Source organism: Mycoplasma buteonis (assembly GCF_000733865.1).
GTDB classification, from domain to species: domain Bacteria; phylum Bacillota_I; class Bacilli_A; order Mycoplasmatales; family Metamycoplasmataceae; genus Mycoplasmopsis; species Mycoplasmopsis buteonis.
The window spans coordinates 90,181-110,168 of sequence record NZ_JPOK01000006.1 but is presented as its reverse complement, the minus strand read 5'-3'; the positions used below and the strand labels follow the sequence as shown (position 1 = coordinate 110,168).

Below are 19,988 nucleotides of genomic sequence, written 5' to 3'. Positions count from 1 at the left end.
CGCTAATTCAATCATGAACTAAATTTTGAGCTTTTGATGCATTTTGTTCAGTAAATAATCTATTACTAAATTTTTCTGGATAAGCTAGTGAATAAGTGACACCGAAACCAGAATCGCTAGCTGCAACAATATTTTTGCTATTTGCTTCACTTAAATCAAATGAATTAACTTCTTTTAATAATTCAGGATTGTTAGCTAAAGCAATTAATGAATTTAAAAACTCGATTTTTGCTACCATCGGTAAATCTAGCTGCATAGCTTTAAAAAATAAACTGGTCAAGCTATAAGCTGGTTTTAAATATGAATATTTATTGCTTGCATTAAATTTATCAAATAATCCTAATGCTTTTTGCACAATTGAATAAAATAAAACATTATTTGATGTATCTGTATTATTGATAAAGTAAGCAAATAAGTCTGAAATACTCATTTGTGGAGCTAAATTCTCATCATTTCCATGGTACTGAACGAAAGCTAAAATTTTTGTTCAAATATTGATTTTCTTTTTAATTTCTTCTTTAGAATAAATTATTTCATTATTTTGATCATCAACTAATTTTCAACCAAAAAATAGGTTTAATGTTTGACGATCTCCTTTGGATAAGTCATTTAATTTTACAGAATCTAAATCTTTAATTTTTTCAATAACATTAGCTAAATTCATAAAGCTATTAACATCGTTATCATTTTGCTCAGCTTGATTCTTTTGTGCTGTTAAACTTAATAAATCAAAGTAATCTAGTTTATCATGATCTGCAGTTGGAATAGTTAAATAAGTATCTTTATCTAACTTGATTGAAGTTCCTTTTGATGATAAATTAAACATATTTATAAGTATTTGCTTAATTTGTTTGTTTGAATTTGGAACATTAAAGAAAGTTTTTAATAAGCTATAAATTCAATCTGTTTGTGTTAAGTATTTTAAAATGTAATGTCTATTCAGTGTAACATCTGTGTTAAAAGTTTCATCAAAAATCTTTTCTTGTAAATCAAACCGATCAGTTTTGATACGCTCGTTAACCAAATTAATAAAAACATTTAAATCGAATACATTAATTAATTCTTTAATACCACGAATTATATTTTGATAGTGTAATCCAGATAAATTTGGATTTTCATCAACTTGTCTTAAAATAGCTTCAATATTGAAAGGTAGAGATTTTAATAAATAAGAAAAAGGATTATTAGAATTATTAATATCTAAAATAAAAGATAAATTAACATTATCAATAATATTCATTAAGGCTTGCTTAAAGTTATCTCAGTTAATTGATTGTAAAAATCATAAAATCATTTCATGATATGAAAATTTTCTTTGGTAAGCTAATTCATTTGGATGCTCTTGGACGTATTCATCAGTAAGTCTATTACCATTTATATCAAAATATTTGTTATATTCGTTTGTAAAGAAATCATTGGTGAAATCGGTAAATCTTTTAATATCAATTGCATTTACTAAATTGATTAAATTATCAAGGACTACAACAGGATCTTTAACTAAATTTATAAAAGAAGCTCAGTTGATAGGATATTGTGCTAAATCTCCGATAGCAACTTTCATAAAGTTGTCAAATTTTTCAAATTGTTGAACTAAGTATTCTTTTTGTTTGTCTTTTGGATTTTCTAAAATTTTTTGTTTAATTCTAGTTAAAATTGAAACCAACATTTTATTAATATAGTCACCATTACTACTATGCGTCATTTCGTATAGAGTGTCTAAGATTAATTTCGGAACAATATTTAAGTTTACACTTCCTTCAGAGAAAATACTTGCGAAGTTATTTTTTTCAGCAGCTATTGCAAAAGATTTTTGGAAATTATATAAAACATCCTTAGTAATAAAACCATCTTTAATTAAAGTTGTTTCTAATAAGTTTTTCTCTACTTTTTCTAACGCTTTATTTAAAGTATTAAAATTTGTAGCTTCTAAAACAACTTCACTATCTGGACCACGATATCCAAAAGGAACATAAAGTCAGTTTGAATATATATCTGATTTTGCAATTCAACCATCTTTCCCAATTTCAGCTTTAATAGTTAGTTGATTGTTATCACTATTAATCAAATTGAAAAATTCATCAATTGTAATTTCTCCATTTTTGTTAATTTTTAAACTAGTATTTTCTCAGTAGGAAATCTCTTGTGTACCATCTTTATATACTGGATGAATTAAAATTAACTTATTACCATTTCAAGTTACACCTAAATTAGCAAAATTTGGTTCTAAGTCGTATCCGTATTTAGATAATTTATAAATTTTCTTACCACTTAAAATTTGCAATTCTTTAGTATCATAGTCAAAAAATCTAACATCAGAATAAGTTAAATCAATATTAATATATTCTGGATCTGGGCTAACGTTTGACTTCGCTTGTGCAATAATGGTTTTTGAAACAAAGGGTGGAATTTGTTTACTGTTAAACACTTGTTCAGCATCTATTTTGTTTCCATAAATTGAAAAATCTTTTTCATCACTTGTAAGCTTATTTAAATTGTTTTTAATTCCATTTATTTCAGCATCACTATTTCCTGTGTTAACTAAGTGAAAAACATATTTTTCATTATTATTGAAAGAATCTACAGTAATTGATTGTCTAATTCCGATGTTTTCACGTCCAACTTTCTCTGCAATCTGATTGTAAATATTTTGCTTAGTAATTTTTAAAGCACCATTTTTAATAAAATCAAACTTTTCATTTCTAATATTTCTATTACTAATATCGTTATATTGCTTTAATGTTAAGGTAGGACCATAAGTTTCAATTCTTGCTATAGTCTGTGGATTTTCTAAATAATAAAAATCGTTAATACTTGTTGTCAGACTAATATTTTCATTTGAGACTTTCAAAATTTTACGATCTAAAGTTTGAGGTGAAATTTCTTGGTACTGCGGTTCAGCAAACCTTAAGTTAACTTGATTAGCTTCATCATAAGAAACAATTGAATTTGATTCTAAATCATTTAATTCTTTTAATGAACTTAAATTTCCTTGCGAATCATAATTTCTAATATATGACTTATGCAACTTAGTTCATAAAGAAAATTGAACCATTTCCGGTGTAATTTCGTTGTTTTTTTCTAAGTTTTCTATAAAACTTAGATAAGTTCCTGTTCAATCTTTTTTATGAAAATTATCATAGGTTAAACGATAATGTTTCCTAGTGTAAAAAGTGTAATTTTCTTGTAACGCTGTTCATTCATAAGGAATATGATATTTTTTATTTGCCTCAAATTCAAATTGTTGAGGTGCACTTGCAGTAATTTCATTTGAATTAAAAACATTACTATAAGAAAAAAGATTTTTTAAACTTTTTTCATAAATATTTTCTAAAGTGTCATTTTCATCAAAATTGATTAATCCATAGTCACCACTTTGATTTATTATTCTTCGAAATTTATCATCCGCTCCATTTTTTGGAAGAAACCCTAATGCACCTGCTACTGATTTTGAATTTAAAGTATAAATTAATTTGTTTTCTTCTTTTCATTTTCTAGCTTTAATTAAATCAAAAGTTGCTATTGGATTACTTTCTGATAAATTAATATACATTTCAGGAACTTGTGAAATAACAATAAAATCATTTTCATTGTTAATAGAAACTAAATCACTTAATTTATAGGTTTTATCAAATGCAAAAACGCTAGCAGAACTATTATTAAGAGTTCTAGAATTTATATTTAAAGAGTACTTTCCGTTTTCTTTAACATAAGAATTAATTAAATAATGATTTTTTAAGACAATTTGTTGCCCTTGATCTGTAAATTCTAAATTTAAAAGAGGTTGTTCTTCTAAGGTATCTTTTTCATTATTATAATTTGAATAAAGTGTTAATAAATCACTAGTTTTGATGTACTGACTAGCAAATTTTTCTTTTTCTTCTGGTGAAGAAAAGAAGTTAGATAAATTGAGATACTCTTGATTTTGTAAAACATTAAAATCAATGATTTTATAATTTTGCTTAAAATTAGGTTCACCATTTTGATCTACAGAAACATAACGTAATGCTTTATCGTAGTCAATATGAGAATCATTTTGAGTTAAACCATTAATATAGTATCCATTATTGTAAGCATTTCCGTTTGCATTTAAATTAAAATCTACTGTTAAATCATGAGTTTTAGACTTTAGTTTATAAGAATTATATTGTCTACTCATTGATTGATAAGTATCATTAAGTAAAGTGAAAATACCTGAAGTTAAGAAAATTAAAATTGTTAAACCAGCTACAACTACTTTGTTGTTTTTAAATAGCGATCTTCAAACCTCTTTAAATAACCTTTTCATAAATACCTCTTTATCTTTGAATTAAATTATTAAATGATTATACTAAATTTTAGAATTAAAAATTTTTAGCTGTATTTCTCTAATTTAAAAGAAAAAATCGCCTATGCGATTTTTTATTTTGCACTTCTAGTTCTTGCTGTTCTTAATTGCTGTGGAATAATAACTTCTGTTGGATAAGTAAATAATTCTTTAAATTGTTGCATTGTGCTAATTTCCGTATTTTTATCTAATTCTTTGATAATATCAAAGAACTTGTCAAGGAATTTATCAGTAATAAGTCATTCTTTAAATTTATTTGTTGCAGATATAAAAGTATCATAATCTTCGTATCTTCAAGATCAAAATTGACCAACAGTATTTAAAATATATGGAATATTTTCTGATTTAGCTCTTTCTCCAGCTTTTTTATAAAGTTCATTAGCTGATAAACCTATTGTAGAAAATGAATTTTGTTTGTTACGTAACTCATTTTTACCTCAGTCAGTGTCTAAAACACCAGCTACTGCGGAATAAAATACATAGAAAATTGCTGTCATTTCGGTATTAGTAAGTCTTCTAAATACATTAGTTCAGTCACTACCTGATGAACTAGCACTTTTAATTTTTGCTTCTACATCAATAAAGTGTTTGTTTACATTAATAAGTTTAGTTAAAAAACCATTTTCATCGGCAAGTGAAGTGATATCAGTTAATGGATAAGTTTCAAAAAATACATATTTATCAATTTCTTCCATGTTTTTTGAAATTGGTTGCATTCATTTAAAAAATAACTGCGAAGCATCTAAAATGTTGTTTTTAATCTGATTCTCGCTTTTTGGTTGTGTATAGTATGCAGTATAACTATTTGCATTTGATTGTTGTCATCTAAATCCATCTCTCTTAATTGTGCCATTTTCGTAAGGAGTAACCATGTTTCAGTATTCTGGAGTTTTTAACAAAATTCTAAATGGTAAATATCTTAAAGATTCCATTTTTGCAAATCTTTTGTAACTTCCAAGGTAATCTCAATCTTTTGCTGCACCAAGAGCCGCGGTTATAGCTAAATTTCTGGTTGCAAGTAGGTTATTTAGAAATAATTCTAAATTACCAATGTTTTCAAAACTTATTTTTTCATCTGAATAAGCTTTATTATCTGTATTTACTGAAGATTTAAAATTCTCGTAAATTGATTGTACTGCTTTTTTATTATAAGAAACTTTTTTAGATAAGAAATCTTTTGGTTCAATTCTAATACCATTGATTGAAAATGGTTCATTTGCTTGATCGTAATAGAATAAATCTACAGCTTTATTGTTGTCATTTCTAACTGCTTTTACCATCTGAATTAATGTATTCTTAATTGCGTTTTCTAATTTAGTGTTAATACCATTTGAACCAACAAATGATTCAGGAGTTGAAATACTAATTTGTTCATCTGTTCCAGCAGTATTTAAAACATTATCAATTTCTGTATTTAAGATACCTAACTTAGACAATTGATTTTTAACTCTATTAGCAGTATTTTTTAAGTAATTAAATGATGTTAAAGCTTTAGTCTTTTCTGTTTTTTGATTTTCAATAATTACTTTATCATCTTTTAATATTTTTATAGCATCATTAATGTTTGATAATGTCTCAGTTCCTAAAGCTTCAGCTTTTCTAATAGCTTCATTAATTAAGCTTTGAACATTATCAAATCCTTTTTCTTGAGTAGATACTATATTTTTTACAGCTTTCTTTAAAGCTTCTAACTCATTTAATTTTTCTTCTTTTTCTTTGTTTGATTTTTCACTAAGTTCAGAATCCATTTTTTTAATTAATGCTTCAAGTGTTTGATTAGCTTGTTCAATTTCTCCAGCTGTACTACTATCTAAATTATTGTTAGAACTTGTAATTCCATTTTCTAATGGTTGAGAATTAATTTTTGCATTATTTAATTTAGTAATTAAATCTAAAGCTTTTTGTTGTGTTGCACTAAGTTTGTCTAAATTTAATTTTTTATCACTAATTTCTTTTTCAATATTTGATTTAGCTGTTTGTAGCTTTTTAAGCATATCATCTAGTAATTTGCTATCGCTAGTTTTAGTTAAACTATCAACATCTTTCAGAGCTTCTGTTTTTAAAGGATCTATATTAGATAAGATATTTTGTCTTGGGTTAGTGTTAATTGCCTGAATTTTGTTTTTTAAATCTTGAATTGCTTCAAATGTTCTTTGTTTCTTAAGATCATTATCAGCAATTTTGTTAATAGCGTTTTGAACAACTTTAACTAAATTACCAAGAGATTCTTGAAGAGACGGAACTGTATTATTTTTTAAATCTTTTTGAGCTTTGGTAATTGCTGCTTGCACTTTATTTTTTTGGTCTATAAGAGCAGAGTCTTTTAATGCTGTCATTAATTTTTTAGCCTCTGCAATTTCATTTTCTAAAGCTTTTTTACTTTTTAAAATTAAATCATTTAAAGCATTTGCTTTATCTTTTGCTAATGTTTTTAAATTATTAATTTTTTGTCTAATCTCTTCTGAACTTAAGTTACTTAAATTGTTTTTAATTTCATTAAGTTTATTTTTTAATTCATTCTTAGAATTTATTTGATTATTTTGATTGAGTTTAGCAAGTATCTTTTCAATTTCCGCTTCTGCTGCTGAAAGTGAAGCAATTTGATTTATTTTTGCTTCTTTTTCTCTTTGGATACTATTTTGAGCAGTTTTTAATTTTTGAATAGCAGATGTTATTTCTTCAATTGAATTTGATTTTGTTACTTTGGCACTACCGTTTTGACCATTAATTGCTTCATGAATCATGTTTTTAACATTTTGTAAATTTTGATCGCTTGAATTTACAATTGATTTAACATCGTTTTCAAGTTGTCTAAGCTTTTCAATTTCTGAATTTTTATTTTTATTTTTGTTATATTCATCAACTTTTTGTTGAGCATTTTTTAATGCTTCTTCTAAAGTTTTTTGTCTTTCTTTAATTTGAGAAACATTGAGTGAATCAATATTATTTTGAGCATTATTAATAGCGTTTTCTAAATTAGATTTTTCTTCTGATAAATCTGTATCAGACATTAAATCTTTTAAGGCATTTGCTTTATCAATAATTTTGTTTAAAGCTGCTTTAGCCACTTCTTTTGCAGTAACAATATCATTTTGAGCTTTGTTAATAGCATTTTCTAAATTACTAATTAAAGATTTAATGTCTACAGCAGGTTTGTTTGTTACTAATTGATTATTATTAGGATTAGTTAGATTAATTGAGCTTTGTAACGCAGTTGTGTCAACGCCATTTGATTTTAAATCTTCTAGTACCTTCTTAGCTTCTTCATGTTTTGTTTTTAATAAGCTTAAATTATTTTCTTTTTCTAATTTTTCAGCAATAAGTTCTTCTTTTGTGTTTTTTAAAGAATCAATTTCGTTTTCAATCACTTTTAAAGTTGAGTTATCTTTTGTAACTTTTTTAGATTTATCTACCGCTTGATTAGCTAATTTTTTAATATTATCAAAATTATTGACATTAGCAGGTACTAATCCTAAAATTTCTTTTTCAAGCTCTCTTAATTCATCATCTTTAGCTTGTTTTTGTTTATCTAAGTTATTTTTATATTGTGTTTCTTTAGCCTCATCAAGAGCAGCTTGTAAAGAACTTAATTTATTTTTTAATTTTAAAACTGTATCACCATCTAGTGGACTTGCTGATTTAATTGCGTTTTCTAATTTTGCTTTTGTACTTGCAAGTGCAGATTCGCTCATTGTTTCTGTTAAACTTTGTGCTTGCTCAATTAAATTATTTAAATTTTCAGTAGCTTCATTTTTTGCAGCTGTCAAAGTATTATTCGCTTCATTTATTGAATTATTAAGATTTTCTAAAAGTTTTCTAACTTCTATCGAATTTCTTGAAGGAACTTCAGCTTGAGTATCATTAATTACATTTTCAATAGTTGATGAGCTTAATCCATTATTTTTTAATTTTTCAGAAATCGTTCTTGCTTGTTCAATCTTTGCATTTAAAGTATTAATTTCTTGTTCTTTTGCACTTTTTTCATTAACAGCTTTTTCTTTTGCTTCCTCTAAATTCTTAATCGCATCTTTAATTTCTTTAAGTGTATTAGTAGAATTAACAATATTAGCTTTTTTTAATGCTTCGTTAATATCATTATTAACATTTTTGTAATTATTATCATCTATTTTTTGATTGTCGAGAGCTTCTTTTGCTTTTTCCAATTCTGTTAAAGCGTTTTGTTTTTCTTCTTCATTTATTTTTTTTGCTCTTTTAGCTTCATCAATAGCTGCTTGTAGTTCAATCTCTTTTGCTTTTAATTGTTCTTTAGATAAATCATTATTATTTTGTTCTGCATTAGTAATTGCGTTTTGAAGTTTTTTTAAATCGTTTTTAAGTTCAGGATCTCTAAGATTATTCGCTAAAATATTTGCTTCAACAATTTTATTATTTAAATCTTCTAACGCTTTATCACTTTGTTTTGAAATTAATTTATTTGCAGATTTAATTGCGTTTTCTAAAATTTCATTAAGAGTATTTACTGCATCAGAGTTTTTTGTTCCTAAATTATTAGTAGACTTTTGTAAAGCGTTTTCTAAATCCGACGAATTAAGTCCTAGTTCTTTTAATTTACCAAGTACTTGTTTAGCTTTCTGGACTGTTTTATCTATTTTTTCTAAACTTTGAATTTTATTTTGTTTTTCTTGGTTAATAAAATCTTTTTTAGATTCTATTTTTTTAATTGCATTTTTAATTTCTTCTAAAGTGTTTTTATTAGTTATTTTTTGTGAATCATTAATTGCTGAATTAATTAAATTTGTGATATTATCAAGCATTAAATCTTGATTTGGAGTAAGTGTTTTTAATTCCTCTTCAAGACTACGTAATTTATTAATTTCTGCTTCTTTTTGCTTTTCTCTTTCAGCTAAATTACTTTTTGCTTTACTAATTTCTTTGTTTAAATTTTCTAGTTCTTTGTTTAATTCCGGAATAGTAACACTATCATTACTATTAATAGAATTATTAATTGAGTTTTCTAAAGATTTAGCTTGATCACTTAAGCTTTCTTTATATAAATCTGTAATTAAACCTTTTGCTTCTTTAATTTTTTCATTAATTTGAGTTTGAACTTCAGTTTTGCCATTTTGAATTTTTTCTTTTGCTTTACTAATTTCTGTTGTTAAATTTTTAACACGTTCTTCAATTTCATTAGAATCTAAATTACTAATAGCAAGAAGCGAATTATTATTAGCTGTTTCTAATTCTGTAGAATCAAAATCATTATTTTTTAAATCTTTAATAACTTGATCAGCTTCAGAATTAAGACTATTTAAATTATTAAGTGCTGTCTCTTTAGCATCTTTTTCAACAGCTGAACTCTTAATTAATTCATTAATTTTTTCAACTTCCTCATTAATAAGATTTTCTTTTTTATCATCTGATAAATCACTAGCAGAATTTTTAATCATATCTAAAAGAACTTTTGAATCTGAAAGCTCATTTTCAAGATTTGATTTAATATTATTAAAATTTGAATCTTTATATTTATCTGAATTAATTAAATTTTCTAGTTGATTAATTTTGTTTTCTAATTTTGTTTCTGATAGTTCCTTCTTACCTTTTGAAGATTTAATAGCATTTTCCAAATCAGAAAGCATTTTTTTAGCTTCATTATTATAATTATTTAAATCAGATAAATTTTCTTTGTTCTCAGGTTTTGAGTTATTATCTAAAAAGTCTTTTAATTTTTCAGGAATTGAAATAGTTTCATCATTTTTATACTTATTAAACAAGTCATTTAAGTCTTTATTTAAAGTTTCTGCTTCTGTTTTTTCTCTAATATTTAATTTATTTAATTCTTTATTCAATTCTTCCAAAGTCTTTGTTAAATTATTAACACTATCATTAATCTTTGTATTTTCACCTTTTTGAATTAACTCATTTAATTTGTCGAATACTTTATTTTGATTTTTATCATTAATTCCGTTAGCTAAGCTTTTTATTTCTTCTGTCTTATCTTTAATTTCTTTAAATAATTTTGCTTGCTTTTTACTTTTTTCAATTAAATCCAAAACTTCTTTTTTAAGTTCATCTAGTTGATTATTATCTAAATTTTCTGAGTTTTTTAAGTTTTCTAATTTATCAATTAATTCGTTTAGTTCATTAGCGAAATCTTTTTGATTATTGTCACGTAATTGTTGTTCTTTATCTTGTGCTTGATTGATTAATTCTAAAATTTCATTTCTCTTTAAATTATTTATTCTATCAAATTCATTTATTTGATACTCTAATTCATTTTTAGCGTTTTCTATGTTATTTTTAGCTTCCAAAATATCTTCAAATAAAGAATCTATTGTTAAATTTATAGCATTTTCTAAAGAATTTTCTAATTTCTTGGTAGAAATTGTAGGGTGTTCTGATTTAATTTTTTGATTATAACTATTTCCTAGATTATATGCATCTTCTAAATCTTTTAGAAGCTGTAAATATTTATTAATTTTTTCTTCTAGTAAATTAACATCATTTATTAATGACTGAAATTTATCATTAAAATCACTATCTAAAACTTGTGAAGAAAGTTGGTTAAGAGCAGTTCTCTTATCTTCAATTTCTTCATTAAAAATTGATACACCTTTTTCGTTTAATTTTGCTTGTAAGTCTTGAAGTTTATTAAAAAGATCTTCAACTGTCAGGTGTTCAATTTCATTACCTTCTTGTTCTTTTGTATCAGTGTTTAAAAGACTAGTTCATATACCTCCACCAATAGCAAAAGCTGCAGTTACTGCTCCTGCTGTAATAATAGTTGATTTTTTACTCATAAAATACCTTTCACGACATAAGAATGTCTATATTTTTATAATTTTTATGCATTTAAGTTTAAAAAATATTTAATAATATAAATTAATTTATATTTTACTTTACTTTATAAAAATACGTGATTTTTATCTATTTTTTGGTATTTTTTTTATTAAAAATGAAATAAAAAAACGCATTTAGCGTTTTTTAAATTATTTACTTTCATTTAACTCTGGAGTTTGTTTATTTTTTTCTTCAATTATATTTTCGCTCTTTTTAATTAAATCGTCAACACTTTGAAAGTGATCTTCTTCAATTTTCTCATCTACTTTTTTAGGAGGGAGTTCAAGATGTTCTGCTATATAATCAATCTCTTCAGAAATAATTGTTTCTTTTTCTAAAAGTAATGTTTTGATTAATTCTAATAATTTTGTGTTTTCTTTAATAACTTTTATAGCAATTTCTTTTGCTTCTAAAATAATTTTACGAACTTCCAAATCAATTTCATGACTTATTTGATTAGAAATACTTGAACTTGTTGCTAATGTTTTACCTAAGAAAGGACTTCCACCTTCTTCTTGATATTTAATAGGTCCTAAATCACTCATACCAAATTCAGTAACCATTCTTCTTGCGATTGAAGTAGCTTTATTAATATCATCAGAAGCACCAGTTGTAATTTTATCTGTACCATAAATGATTTCTTCGGCAGCTCTACCACCCATGAAACTAGCAATAGATGCTAAAAGTTCTTCTTTTGTATAGTTGTACTTTTCATTTTCGGGCATCATTAAGTTGTAACCACCAGCTTGACCACGAGGAATAATTGTTATTTTTTGAACTTTATTCCCTCCTGGAATTTTAATACCTACAACTGCGTGACCGGCTTCATGATAAGCTACAAGAGTAAGTTCTTCTTGTGTAATTGTTCTAGATTTTTTAGCAGGTCCCGCCATAACTCTATCAATTGCTTCGTCAATTAAATCTAGACTAATAGCTTGTGCATTTTCACGTACAGATAATAAAACAGCTTCATTAATAACGTTTTCAAGTTGGGCACCTGAAAAACCAGGTGTTCTTTTTGCAACTCTACTAAAATCAACATTATCATTAAAACGTTTTCCTTTAGCATGTAATTTTAGAATTTCTTCTCTTTCTTTTACATCTGGTAATCCAACTGTAATTACACGATCAAAACGACCAGGACGTGTAAGAGCAGGATCTAAAACGTCAGTACGGTTTGTAGCAGCCACAAATAAAAGACCTGAGTTTTCTTTAATACCATCCATTTCAACAAGTAATTGGTTAAGTGTTTGTTCACGTTCATCGTGTCCTCCACCAATTCCACTACCACGTGTTCTTCCTATAGCATCAAGCTCATCAATAAAAATAATTGCAGGTGAATTTTTACGAGCTTCTGCTATAACTTGTCTTACTCTTTTTGCTCCCATACCAACAAAAAGCTCAACAAAGTTAGAAGCAGAAACAAAGTAAAATGGAACGTTAGCTTCTCCTGCTGTCGCTTTAGCTAGTAATGTTTTTCCTGTCCCTGGAGGACCACCGAGTAGAATACCTCTAGGCATTCTAGCACCAGAAATTTCGTATTTTTTAGGATTTTTTAAATAATCCACAATTTCTTTAATTTCTTCAATTGGTTCTTTATTTCCAGCTACATCTGAAAATTTCTTATCAGATTTAATTAGTTGTGCTGGTCCTTTATCACCAAAAGGATTTGCTCCACCATTCATTGCTTTTGATTGTGCTCTATAAAATCAAACAAATACAGCTGCAAGAATTAAAACAGGTATTAATGAAATTACAATTTGTAAGAATACACTAGGTCCTTCAAATTTTGTTCCACTAAATGAACCCATAACTTGTGGGTTTGACATAAAAGGAGTTGGCTTAATATCTGAAATTACTGGACCTAAATAAATTTCCGTTCCTGTTAATAAAGATCTTGAATTTTCACTTAATAAACCTAAATTACCATACACTAAAAATGACTGTAATTTATTATCTTTAAAATATTCAACTTTAAAAGTATTTGCAACTTGATCAAAAACTATACTTTTAAAATAAGTGCCGTCAGAAGTGTTTTCTGAAGCATCAACCATGAATTTTTGAAAATTACTTAATGTTTCTACTCGTGTGTTTACACCACGGAAAAATGATGCTCAAATTATTACTCCAGCAAGAGCTAAAAGAACAATAACTGAAAGAACAGTTGTTCATGCACTTTTTTTCTTGTTTTTCATAAATTCCTTTCTATATTATTTAATTTACAATAATATATAAATTTTATATTATTTAAATAATATTTGTCCCTTGTTTTTTATTAAATAAACATCTTTTTTGAGTAAATATTTGCTTGTTCTATTAGGTGATAGCACAAATTGAACTATTGAATTTATTTTTTTAGTACTTAATTCTATATTTTCAAATTGATTATTAATTAATTTGAAAATTAGTTCATTTTTATATTTTAGTAGCTCAAATAAATCTTGACTAAAATCTTTTTCTTTTCAAATTTTATATTCTAAATTAACTGAATTTTCAATATTTTTTAAACTAAGATTTTTATTTTTAAATCATAAATACATCAAATATTTTGAAAAAAAACTTTTATTTTGATTTGTTAATCTAATTTTATTTCTAGTATATTTAGGTATTTCATTTGTGTAATCAACTGCAAAAGGTATATTTTTCTTTTCACACTTTTTTAATATAGTTTTTTTAAAATATCTATTAACAAAAGGACGATAAATTTTCATTCCATTTAAGTAGCTATTTTTCTTAATACCGTAAAAGAAAGTAAATCTATGACTCTCTTTTTGCATAATTGCAGTTTCTAAAAAATCATCTAAATGGTGTGCTGTAAATAAATAATCAGCTTTTTCTTTAATATAAATTTCTTTAAAAAATTTATATCTAATTTCTCTTGCCCAATTTTGAAAATTACCACCTTGATAATCATTTTTATTCACACATAATTTAAGTAAATTTATGTTGTGTTGTGAACAAAAAACGGACACAATTTGTTCATCAATATAGCTATTTTCCCTTTGGTTGTAATTAATAAAAGCTACTGTAATGTTATATTTCTTATATTTATTTAATAAAAACATGCTGTCAGGTCCACCGCTGACAGCTAAAATTATTTTTTTATTTTTCAGAAACTTCATTATAAATTTTTTTTGAATTAAATTTATTCATTACAGCAACAATATCATTAAAAGCAAAATCAATTGAAGCATCAGCTGCACGTTCAATTATTTTGTTTAAAATTTTTAATTCATCTTCACTAAAGCGTCCTAAAACGAAATCACGTAATTGTGATTGATGTGGAACATCAATACCAATTTTTAATCTTTTAAAGTTTTTGTTACCTAATTGTTCAATTATGCTTAATACTCCATTATGGCTTCCGCCACTACCACCTATTTTAATGCTACTTTTACCTAACGGAAAGTCTTTTTCATCATGGATTATTAATATATCATCAGGTAAAATTTTAAAATAATTAGCTATCGCACTAACAAATTGACCTGAATTATTCATATATGTTAAAGGTTTAGCAATTACTAAGTCATCTATTTTTACGTATTCTCCGTTAAATTTGCTTTTTTGCATTGTAACATTTAATTTTTGACAAATACGATCAATAACTAAAAAACCAGCGTTGTGTCTTGTGAATTTATATTGATCGCCTGGATTTCCTAATCCAACAATTAATTTCATAATTACTCCTTCAATAAATTTAGTAAATTAGTATAAATATTTTCTTTTTTTCGTTCAGGATATATTAATAAATCTCGATAAAAATCTTCATTTGGTGTAATAATTGTCAGCTTTTGTTTAGCTCTGGATGTGGCTGTATAAAGCATTTTTTTAGTAAGCATAAATCTATGTGAAGGATGAACTAAAAACATCACATTATCAATTTCGCTACCTTGAAATTTATGTACTGTAACACCGTAACCTAAAATAATCTGCTCTCTAAATTCTCTTTCACTATATTCAATGTATTTTGTAATATTTGTAAATTCATTAGTAAAACTTACCACGATTTTTTTATCACTTTTTTTGAAAGGATTATTTTTAACATCTATTATTGTTCCAAAATCACCATTGAAAACTTCATCACCAATTCTATTTTCCGTTTGCATTACCCGATCATTTATTTTATAAACAACATCTGTCCCTAAGCGTTTACTTTTATACACCTCTTTTGCATCTGGATTAATTTTACTTTGAATTAAATTATTTAAGATAACTAATCCATCTGCACCTTTATACATTGGAGCAAGTAAAATAGTATTTTTTAAACCAAATTCTTTAACTGAATTTTCGTAAAGCTTTAATATTTTATTTTTTGAATCTAAAGTATCAAAGTTAAGTAGTTCTACTACACCATCACTAAAAAGTGGTGCCTTTTGCATTTTAATATTATTAAAATGTTGTCAAATTTCTTTCGAATCGCTTCTGAAAAAATCATATAAATATTTTGTTTCAAATAAATTCGCATTGATAATATCGCTTAATAAATTACCTGGACCAATTGCAGGTAATTGATCAACGTCACCAATTAAAACTATTTTCTTTAAGTTTGGTAAATTTGCCAATAATTTATAAAAAATATTTAAATTAACCATTGAAAACTCATCAATAATTAAAACTTTAATTAAATCACGATCTTCATCTTCTTGTTCTGGCTCATCATCATCTTTAATTTTTAAAAAGCTATGAATTGTCTTGACTTTTGCATTAATTTTAGAGCTAACATTAGTAGCAGCTCGACCTGTTGGTGCAAGAATTACATATTCTTTTTCATTTTTGTACCCATTTTCATTTAATGTATTTTTAATTTTTTCTATTAAAAAACTTTTTCCTGTTCCTGGTCCACCAGTTATAACTAAAACATTTTGAGTTAAAAAAGAATTGTAAGCTTCTTTTTGTTGCTCTGATAGTTTATTTAAAGTATCTAAGTTTAAACTTTTTAGCAAAAAAGATGAATTTTTTTGGATGTTTTTTAAAGTTTTAGATATAAACTCTTCTTTTTCGTATGTGCTAGTAAGGGTAAAGTACAAATTACCATCAATTCATTTAGTTTTAATAAAATCATTTTGAATTTGCTGTGTAATCATGTCTTGAAAAAAATCAAAATCCATGTCGATGTAGCTAAGCAAATTTGTTGCAACTTCTTTTGAATTAATAATCGTTGAATTATCTTCTTCTAAATCTTTCATAACTTTATGTAAAAAAGCTTTAAAACGCTGAATAGATTTAGGGTTTCAACCAAGTAAAATTGCAAAATTATCTATTTTAAAAAGATCGAAATTATAAGTTAAATACAAGTTATACGGATTATTCATTTTATAGTATTCGACAAAATTTTTAATTTCAAAAGTGTTGTTAAGAAATTCATATAAATCAATTAAATTATGTTCATAAAAAAACTTAATATTCTCATTATTTTCAGGTCCATTTTGAGTTAGACTTTTAACTAAATCACGATTATTTTTTTCAGAATAAAACTGCAAAAAACCTTGAAGTTGTTTTTCCGACATAAATTTTAAAAGATATTCTCTATTCGTGTCTAAATCATTAATTAAATCAAAAACTTTGTATCCAAATTCATCATTAATTATTTGTGCAGTTCTTTTACCTACACCAGAAATATTTTTTGAAAAAAAATCTTCTCAATTAATTTCAGTAACCTCTTCTAAGCAAGGTACATATTTAACTAGTCTTTTACTGTTTTTATATTTTGAAGAATTATCCGTAACTTCTATTTCATAGTTAGTTCTTAATTTGGGAGTGTACCCTGTACAAAACACTGTCATTGTTTGATTTTTTTTGGTATCTTGGAAACACATAAGTGCTCATTTGTTTTCTTCTTGTTTAAAAATTTTTATAAAAACACCTTTATATTTTTCTACTTCTGTTCTCATAATTATTATTAATTATATCAATTTTAAAAATGTGTAATTTTAAGTAAAAATAAAGAATTTTATATGTTAATAAAGTGTGTATAACTTATGTTTATTAAAATAATTTTCCACAACTTTAATAAACATATTTTAAACATACTTATTAACAATTTTTTTACTATGTGTATAAATATGCTTTATATCTATTTTGTAGGTATAAAAGTTGTGAATAAAAATTTAAAAATTAACTTAATAAATTATTTATATAAATTATTAATTTTAAACTAAATAAAATAATAAAATTATTACATGAGTAACATTGATCAAAATACGACTTTATTAAACACAAACGCTTCTTTAAATTCATATACAGAACAATTTAAAGAATTTATGCAAAACGAAATAAATGATAATATGATGTATCAAACATTTTTTAAAAATGTAAAAATAATTCGTTTTCAAAATAACATAGTAACTATATTAGTAAAAGTTGCTACTCCAAATTTTACAAATAAGATTAAAGTTATGTTTGATGACAATATTAATAAAGCAATTAAACAGATTTTCGGTTCAGGCATTCAATATCAAATTGTAGATAAAGAGATTATTGAATATGAAAAAGAAATTTCTAAAACAGAAATTCCTAATAGTGAACAAATTAATATTTTAAAAACAGAAAAAAATCAAAAAAACAATACAATTCATTCAAATTTCAACCAAAATTATCAATTTGATAACTATGTTGAAAGCGAGTTTAACAGTGAAGCTATTAGAATTTGTAAACAACTAGCATTTAATAAAATGGATTTACCAATTATTTATATTTCTAGTAAATCAGGGTATGGTAAAACACATTTATTGCAAGCTTTAGGTAACGAATTTATTAAACAAGGTAAAAGGGTTACTTATATTAATCCAACCAATTTTGCAAGAGATATTGCTGCTTTATTGCAAGAAAATAATCAAATTAAAATATCTAAAATTATCAAATATTATTGCGAGTTAGATTTAGTATTGTTTGATGATTTTCAAATTTTTGGAGATGGTCAAAAAAAAGCTACAAAAAACTTTATTTTTCAAATAATTGACGGTAGAATGCAAAAAGATAAACCTACTGTTATTGCTTGTGAAAGTGAAATAAATGAACTTTCTAATATGTTTGATAATCGTTTAATAACAAGATTTAGTTCAGGATTTATTACAAAAATTAAAACACCTAGCGATCGAGATTTAAATAAAATTTTAGATTTTTTACTAGATTCATGTGAAATTAAAAAAGAAACTTTGGATGATAAATCAAAAGAATTCATTGTTAGAAATCATTCATCTAGTGTTAGGGCTTTAAGTGGAGCTGTAAAAAGAATCAATTATTATAAAAAAGATATTATAAATGCAGATTACGTTTATGGTGTTATCGTTAATGCTTTCAAAGATGTTGTTAAAGGTAAAGAAAATATTACTCCAGAAATTATTCTAAAAACTGTGGCTAAATATTATGCTGTAACTACAAAAGATATTCTAGGAAAATCAAGAGTAGCTAACATCGTTATTGCAAGACATATAGCTATGAATATGTTTTCTCAAGTGCTAAATTTTTCATCAACTGAAATAGGAAAATATTTTCATAGAGATCATTCAACAGTTTTAAATGCACTTAAAAAATACAAAGATGAAAATGTAGATCAGTCAACTATTAAAGCTATGAGCTACTTAAAAGAAAAAATTTTCGGGATAAATTAGCTAGTTATTAGTTAATTATCAACAAGCAAAATGAATTAAAAAGGTTATTTTTTGAATAAAAAACTAAATTTTTATAACTTTTTAGATTTTTATCCACATATCCACAATATATATTTATTATTTAGGAGACAATTATGAAATTTATCATTTCAAAAAAAGTTATTGAAACAGCTGTTGATTTTCTTTACACATATGTAGATTTAGGTGATGTTAATCATTCAGGAAAAAATATAGGTTTAGAAATAGATTCAAGCTCTTTAAAATTTATTGTTAATACTAATTCATTTACAGCTAAGAAAGAATTCGAAGTTGATGAAGCAGATATTAAATTAGAAACATCAGGAAGAATTATTTTAAATGCAACTATTTTAAAAAATGTTATAAAGAAATTTGATAGATATATTACTTTTGAAACATTGAATGAAACTATTTTAATTTATGAAGGATTGACAAAATTTGAATTAGCAACATATCAAGATCCTAACTTTTTTATTGTTGATTTTAATGATTCTTATAATAAATTTGAAGTTAATTCAAAAGATATGGATAGAATAGTAAATGACGTTTGTGTTTCTACCTCATTAGCCTCAGATAAATTAAATTCAATTATGTATAAATGTGTTCATTTAAAAGGTGAAGAAAAAGGAATTCGTTTTAGTGCAACAGATTCATACAGAATGTCAACAGAAGTACTCAAAACTTTATTACCTATTAATATAGATGTTGTTATAGAAGCTAAAGCTCTTAAGAAAATAATTACAAAAGAAACACCTAAGAAAATTTTTGTATTTTTTAATACATCAAAATTAGGTATTTCATATGAAAATACAATAATTCAAGTTAATTTAACATCAATTAAATATATCGATACAACAAGACTTTTTGATTTTGGTATTAAAAATGTTATTAAAATTGATAAAACAGAACTTAATAATCTAATTAATAAAGCATTGTTTATAAACAGTGAAAAATCAAGAAGATTAGAATTTAATTTTTCTCAAGCTGGTATAAATTTAAATTTTGAAGTTCCTGAAATAGGATCAGCAAAAGCTCACACCGTAAATTATGAATTAGAAGGACCTGATTTTGAGATAGATTTAGATTATCTTTATTTAAAAGACGCAATTAGTACATTAGAAAATGGTAAAATAATAATAAGAATTAGTGATAAATATGATCGTTTACTTTTCACAGCTGAAAACGATACAAATAACAAACAATTAATTACTCCATTAAGAAGATACTAGAAAGGGAAA

Annotated in this window: 8 protein-coding genes; 2 read left to right on the top strand and 6 right to left on the bottom strand. The window is 25.0% G+C overall.

Annotation, left to right across the window (positions count from 1 at the left end; all coding sequences use genetic code 4):
• The 6 genes from EI91_RS02100 to EI91_RS02075 form a co-directional block, all read right to left on the bottom strand.
• A partial coding sequence (locus EI91_RS02100) for a hypothetical protein (RefSeq protein ID WP_036452547.1) occupies positions 1–4,285 on the bottom strand: 4,285 nt, incomplete at its 3' end.
• A 113-nt stretch (positions 4,286–4,398) separates the two neighbouring features.
• A complete protein-coding gene (locus EI91_RS02095; RefSeq protein WP_036452545.1) occupies positions 4,399–11,082 on the bottom strand; it encodes a hypothetical protein in 6,684 nt (2,227 codons plus the stop codon).
• Positions 11,083–11,271: 189 nt separating this feature from the next.
• The gene (gene ftsH / locus EI91_RS02090; RefSeq protein WP_036452543.1) at positions 11,272–13,317 is read right to left on the bottom strand and encodes an ATP-dependent zinc metalloprotease FtsH; all 2,046 of its coding nucleotides are present in this window, start codon (positions 13,315–13,317) and stop codon (positions 11,272–11,274) included.
• A gap of 48 nt (positions 13,318–13,365) precedes the next feature.
• The gene (gene tilS / locus EI91_RS02085) at positions 13,366–14,244 is read right to left on the bottom strand and encodes a tRNA lysidine(34) synthetase TilS (RefSeq protein WP_036452542.1); all 879 of its coding nucleotides are present in this window, start codon (positions 14,242–14,244) and stop codon (positions 13,366–13,368) included.
• Complete coding sequence (gene pth / locus EI91_RS02080) at positions 14,225–14,800, bottom strand: aminoacyl-tRNA hydrolase (protein ID WP_036452539.1); 576 nt, start codon at positions 14,798–14,800, stop codon at positions 14,225–14,227. Before pth ends, tilS begins: the two co-directional genes overlap by 20 nt.
• Positions 14,801–14,802: 2 nt before the next feature.
• Positions 14,803–17,013 (bottom strand): ATP-dependent DNA helicase, encoded by a 2,211-nt coding sequence (locus EI91_RS02075; RefSeq protein ID WP_051789171.1) that lies wholly within the window; start codon positions 17,011–17,013, stop codon positions 14,803–14,805.
• A gap of 288 nt (positions 17,014–17,301) precedes the next feature.
• On the opposite strand from EI91_RS02075, the gene EI91_RS02070 reads away from it, so the two are divergent.
• Together EI91_RS02070 and EI91_RS02065 are read left to right on the top strand one after the other, a co-directional pair.
• Positions 17,302–18,732, top strand: a complete 1,431-nt coding sequence (locus tag EI91_RS02070) for a DnaA ATPase domain-containing protein (protein ID WP_036452536.1) — start codon at positions 17,302–17,304, stop codon at positions 18,730–18,732.
• 134 nt (positions 18,733–18,866) lie between these two features.
• On the top strand, positions 18,867–19,979 hold the full coding sequence (locus EI91_RS02065) for a DNA polymerase III subunit beta (protein WP_036452533.1): 1,113 nt from the start codon (positions 18,867–18,869) through the stop codon (positions 19,977–19,979).
• Positions 19,980–19,988: the final 9 nt, after the last annotated feature.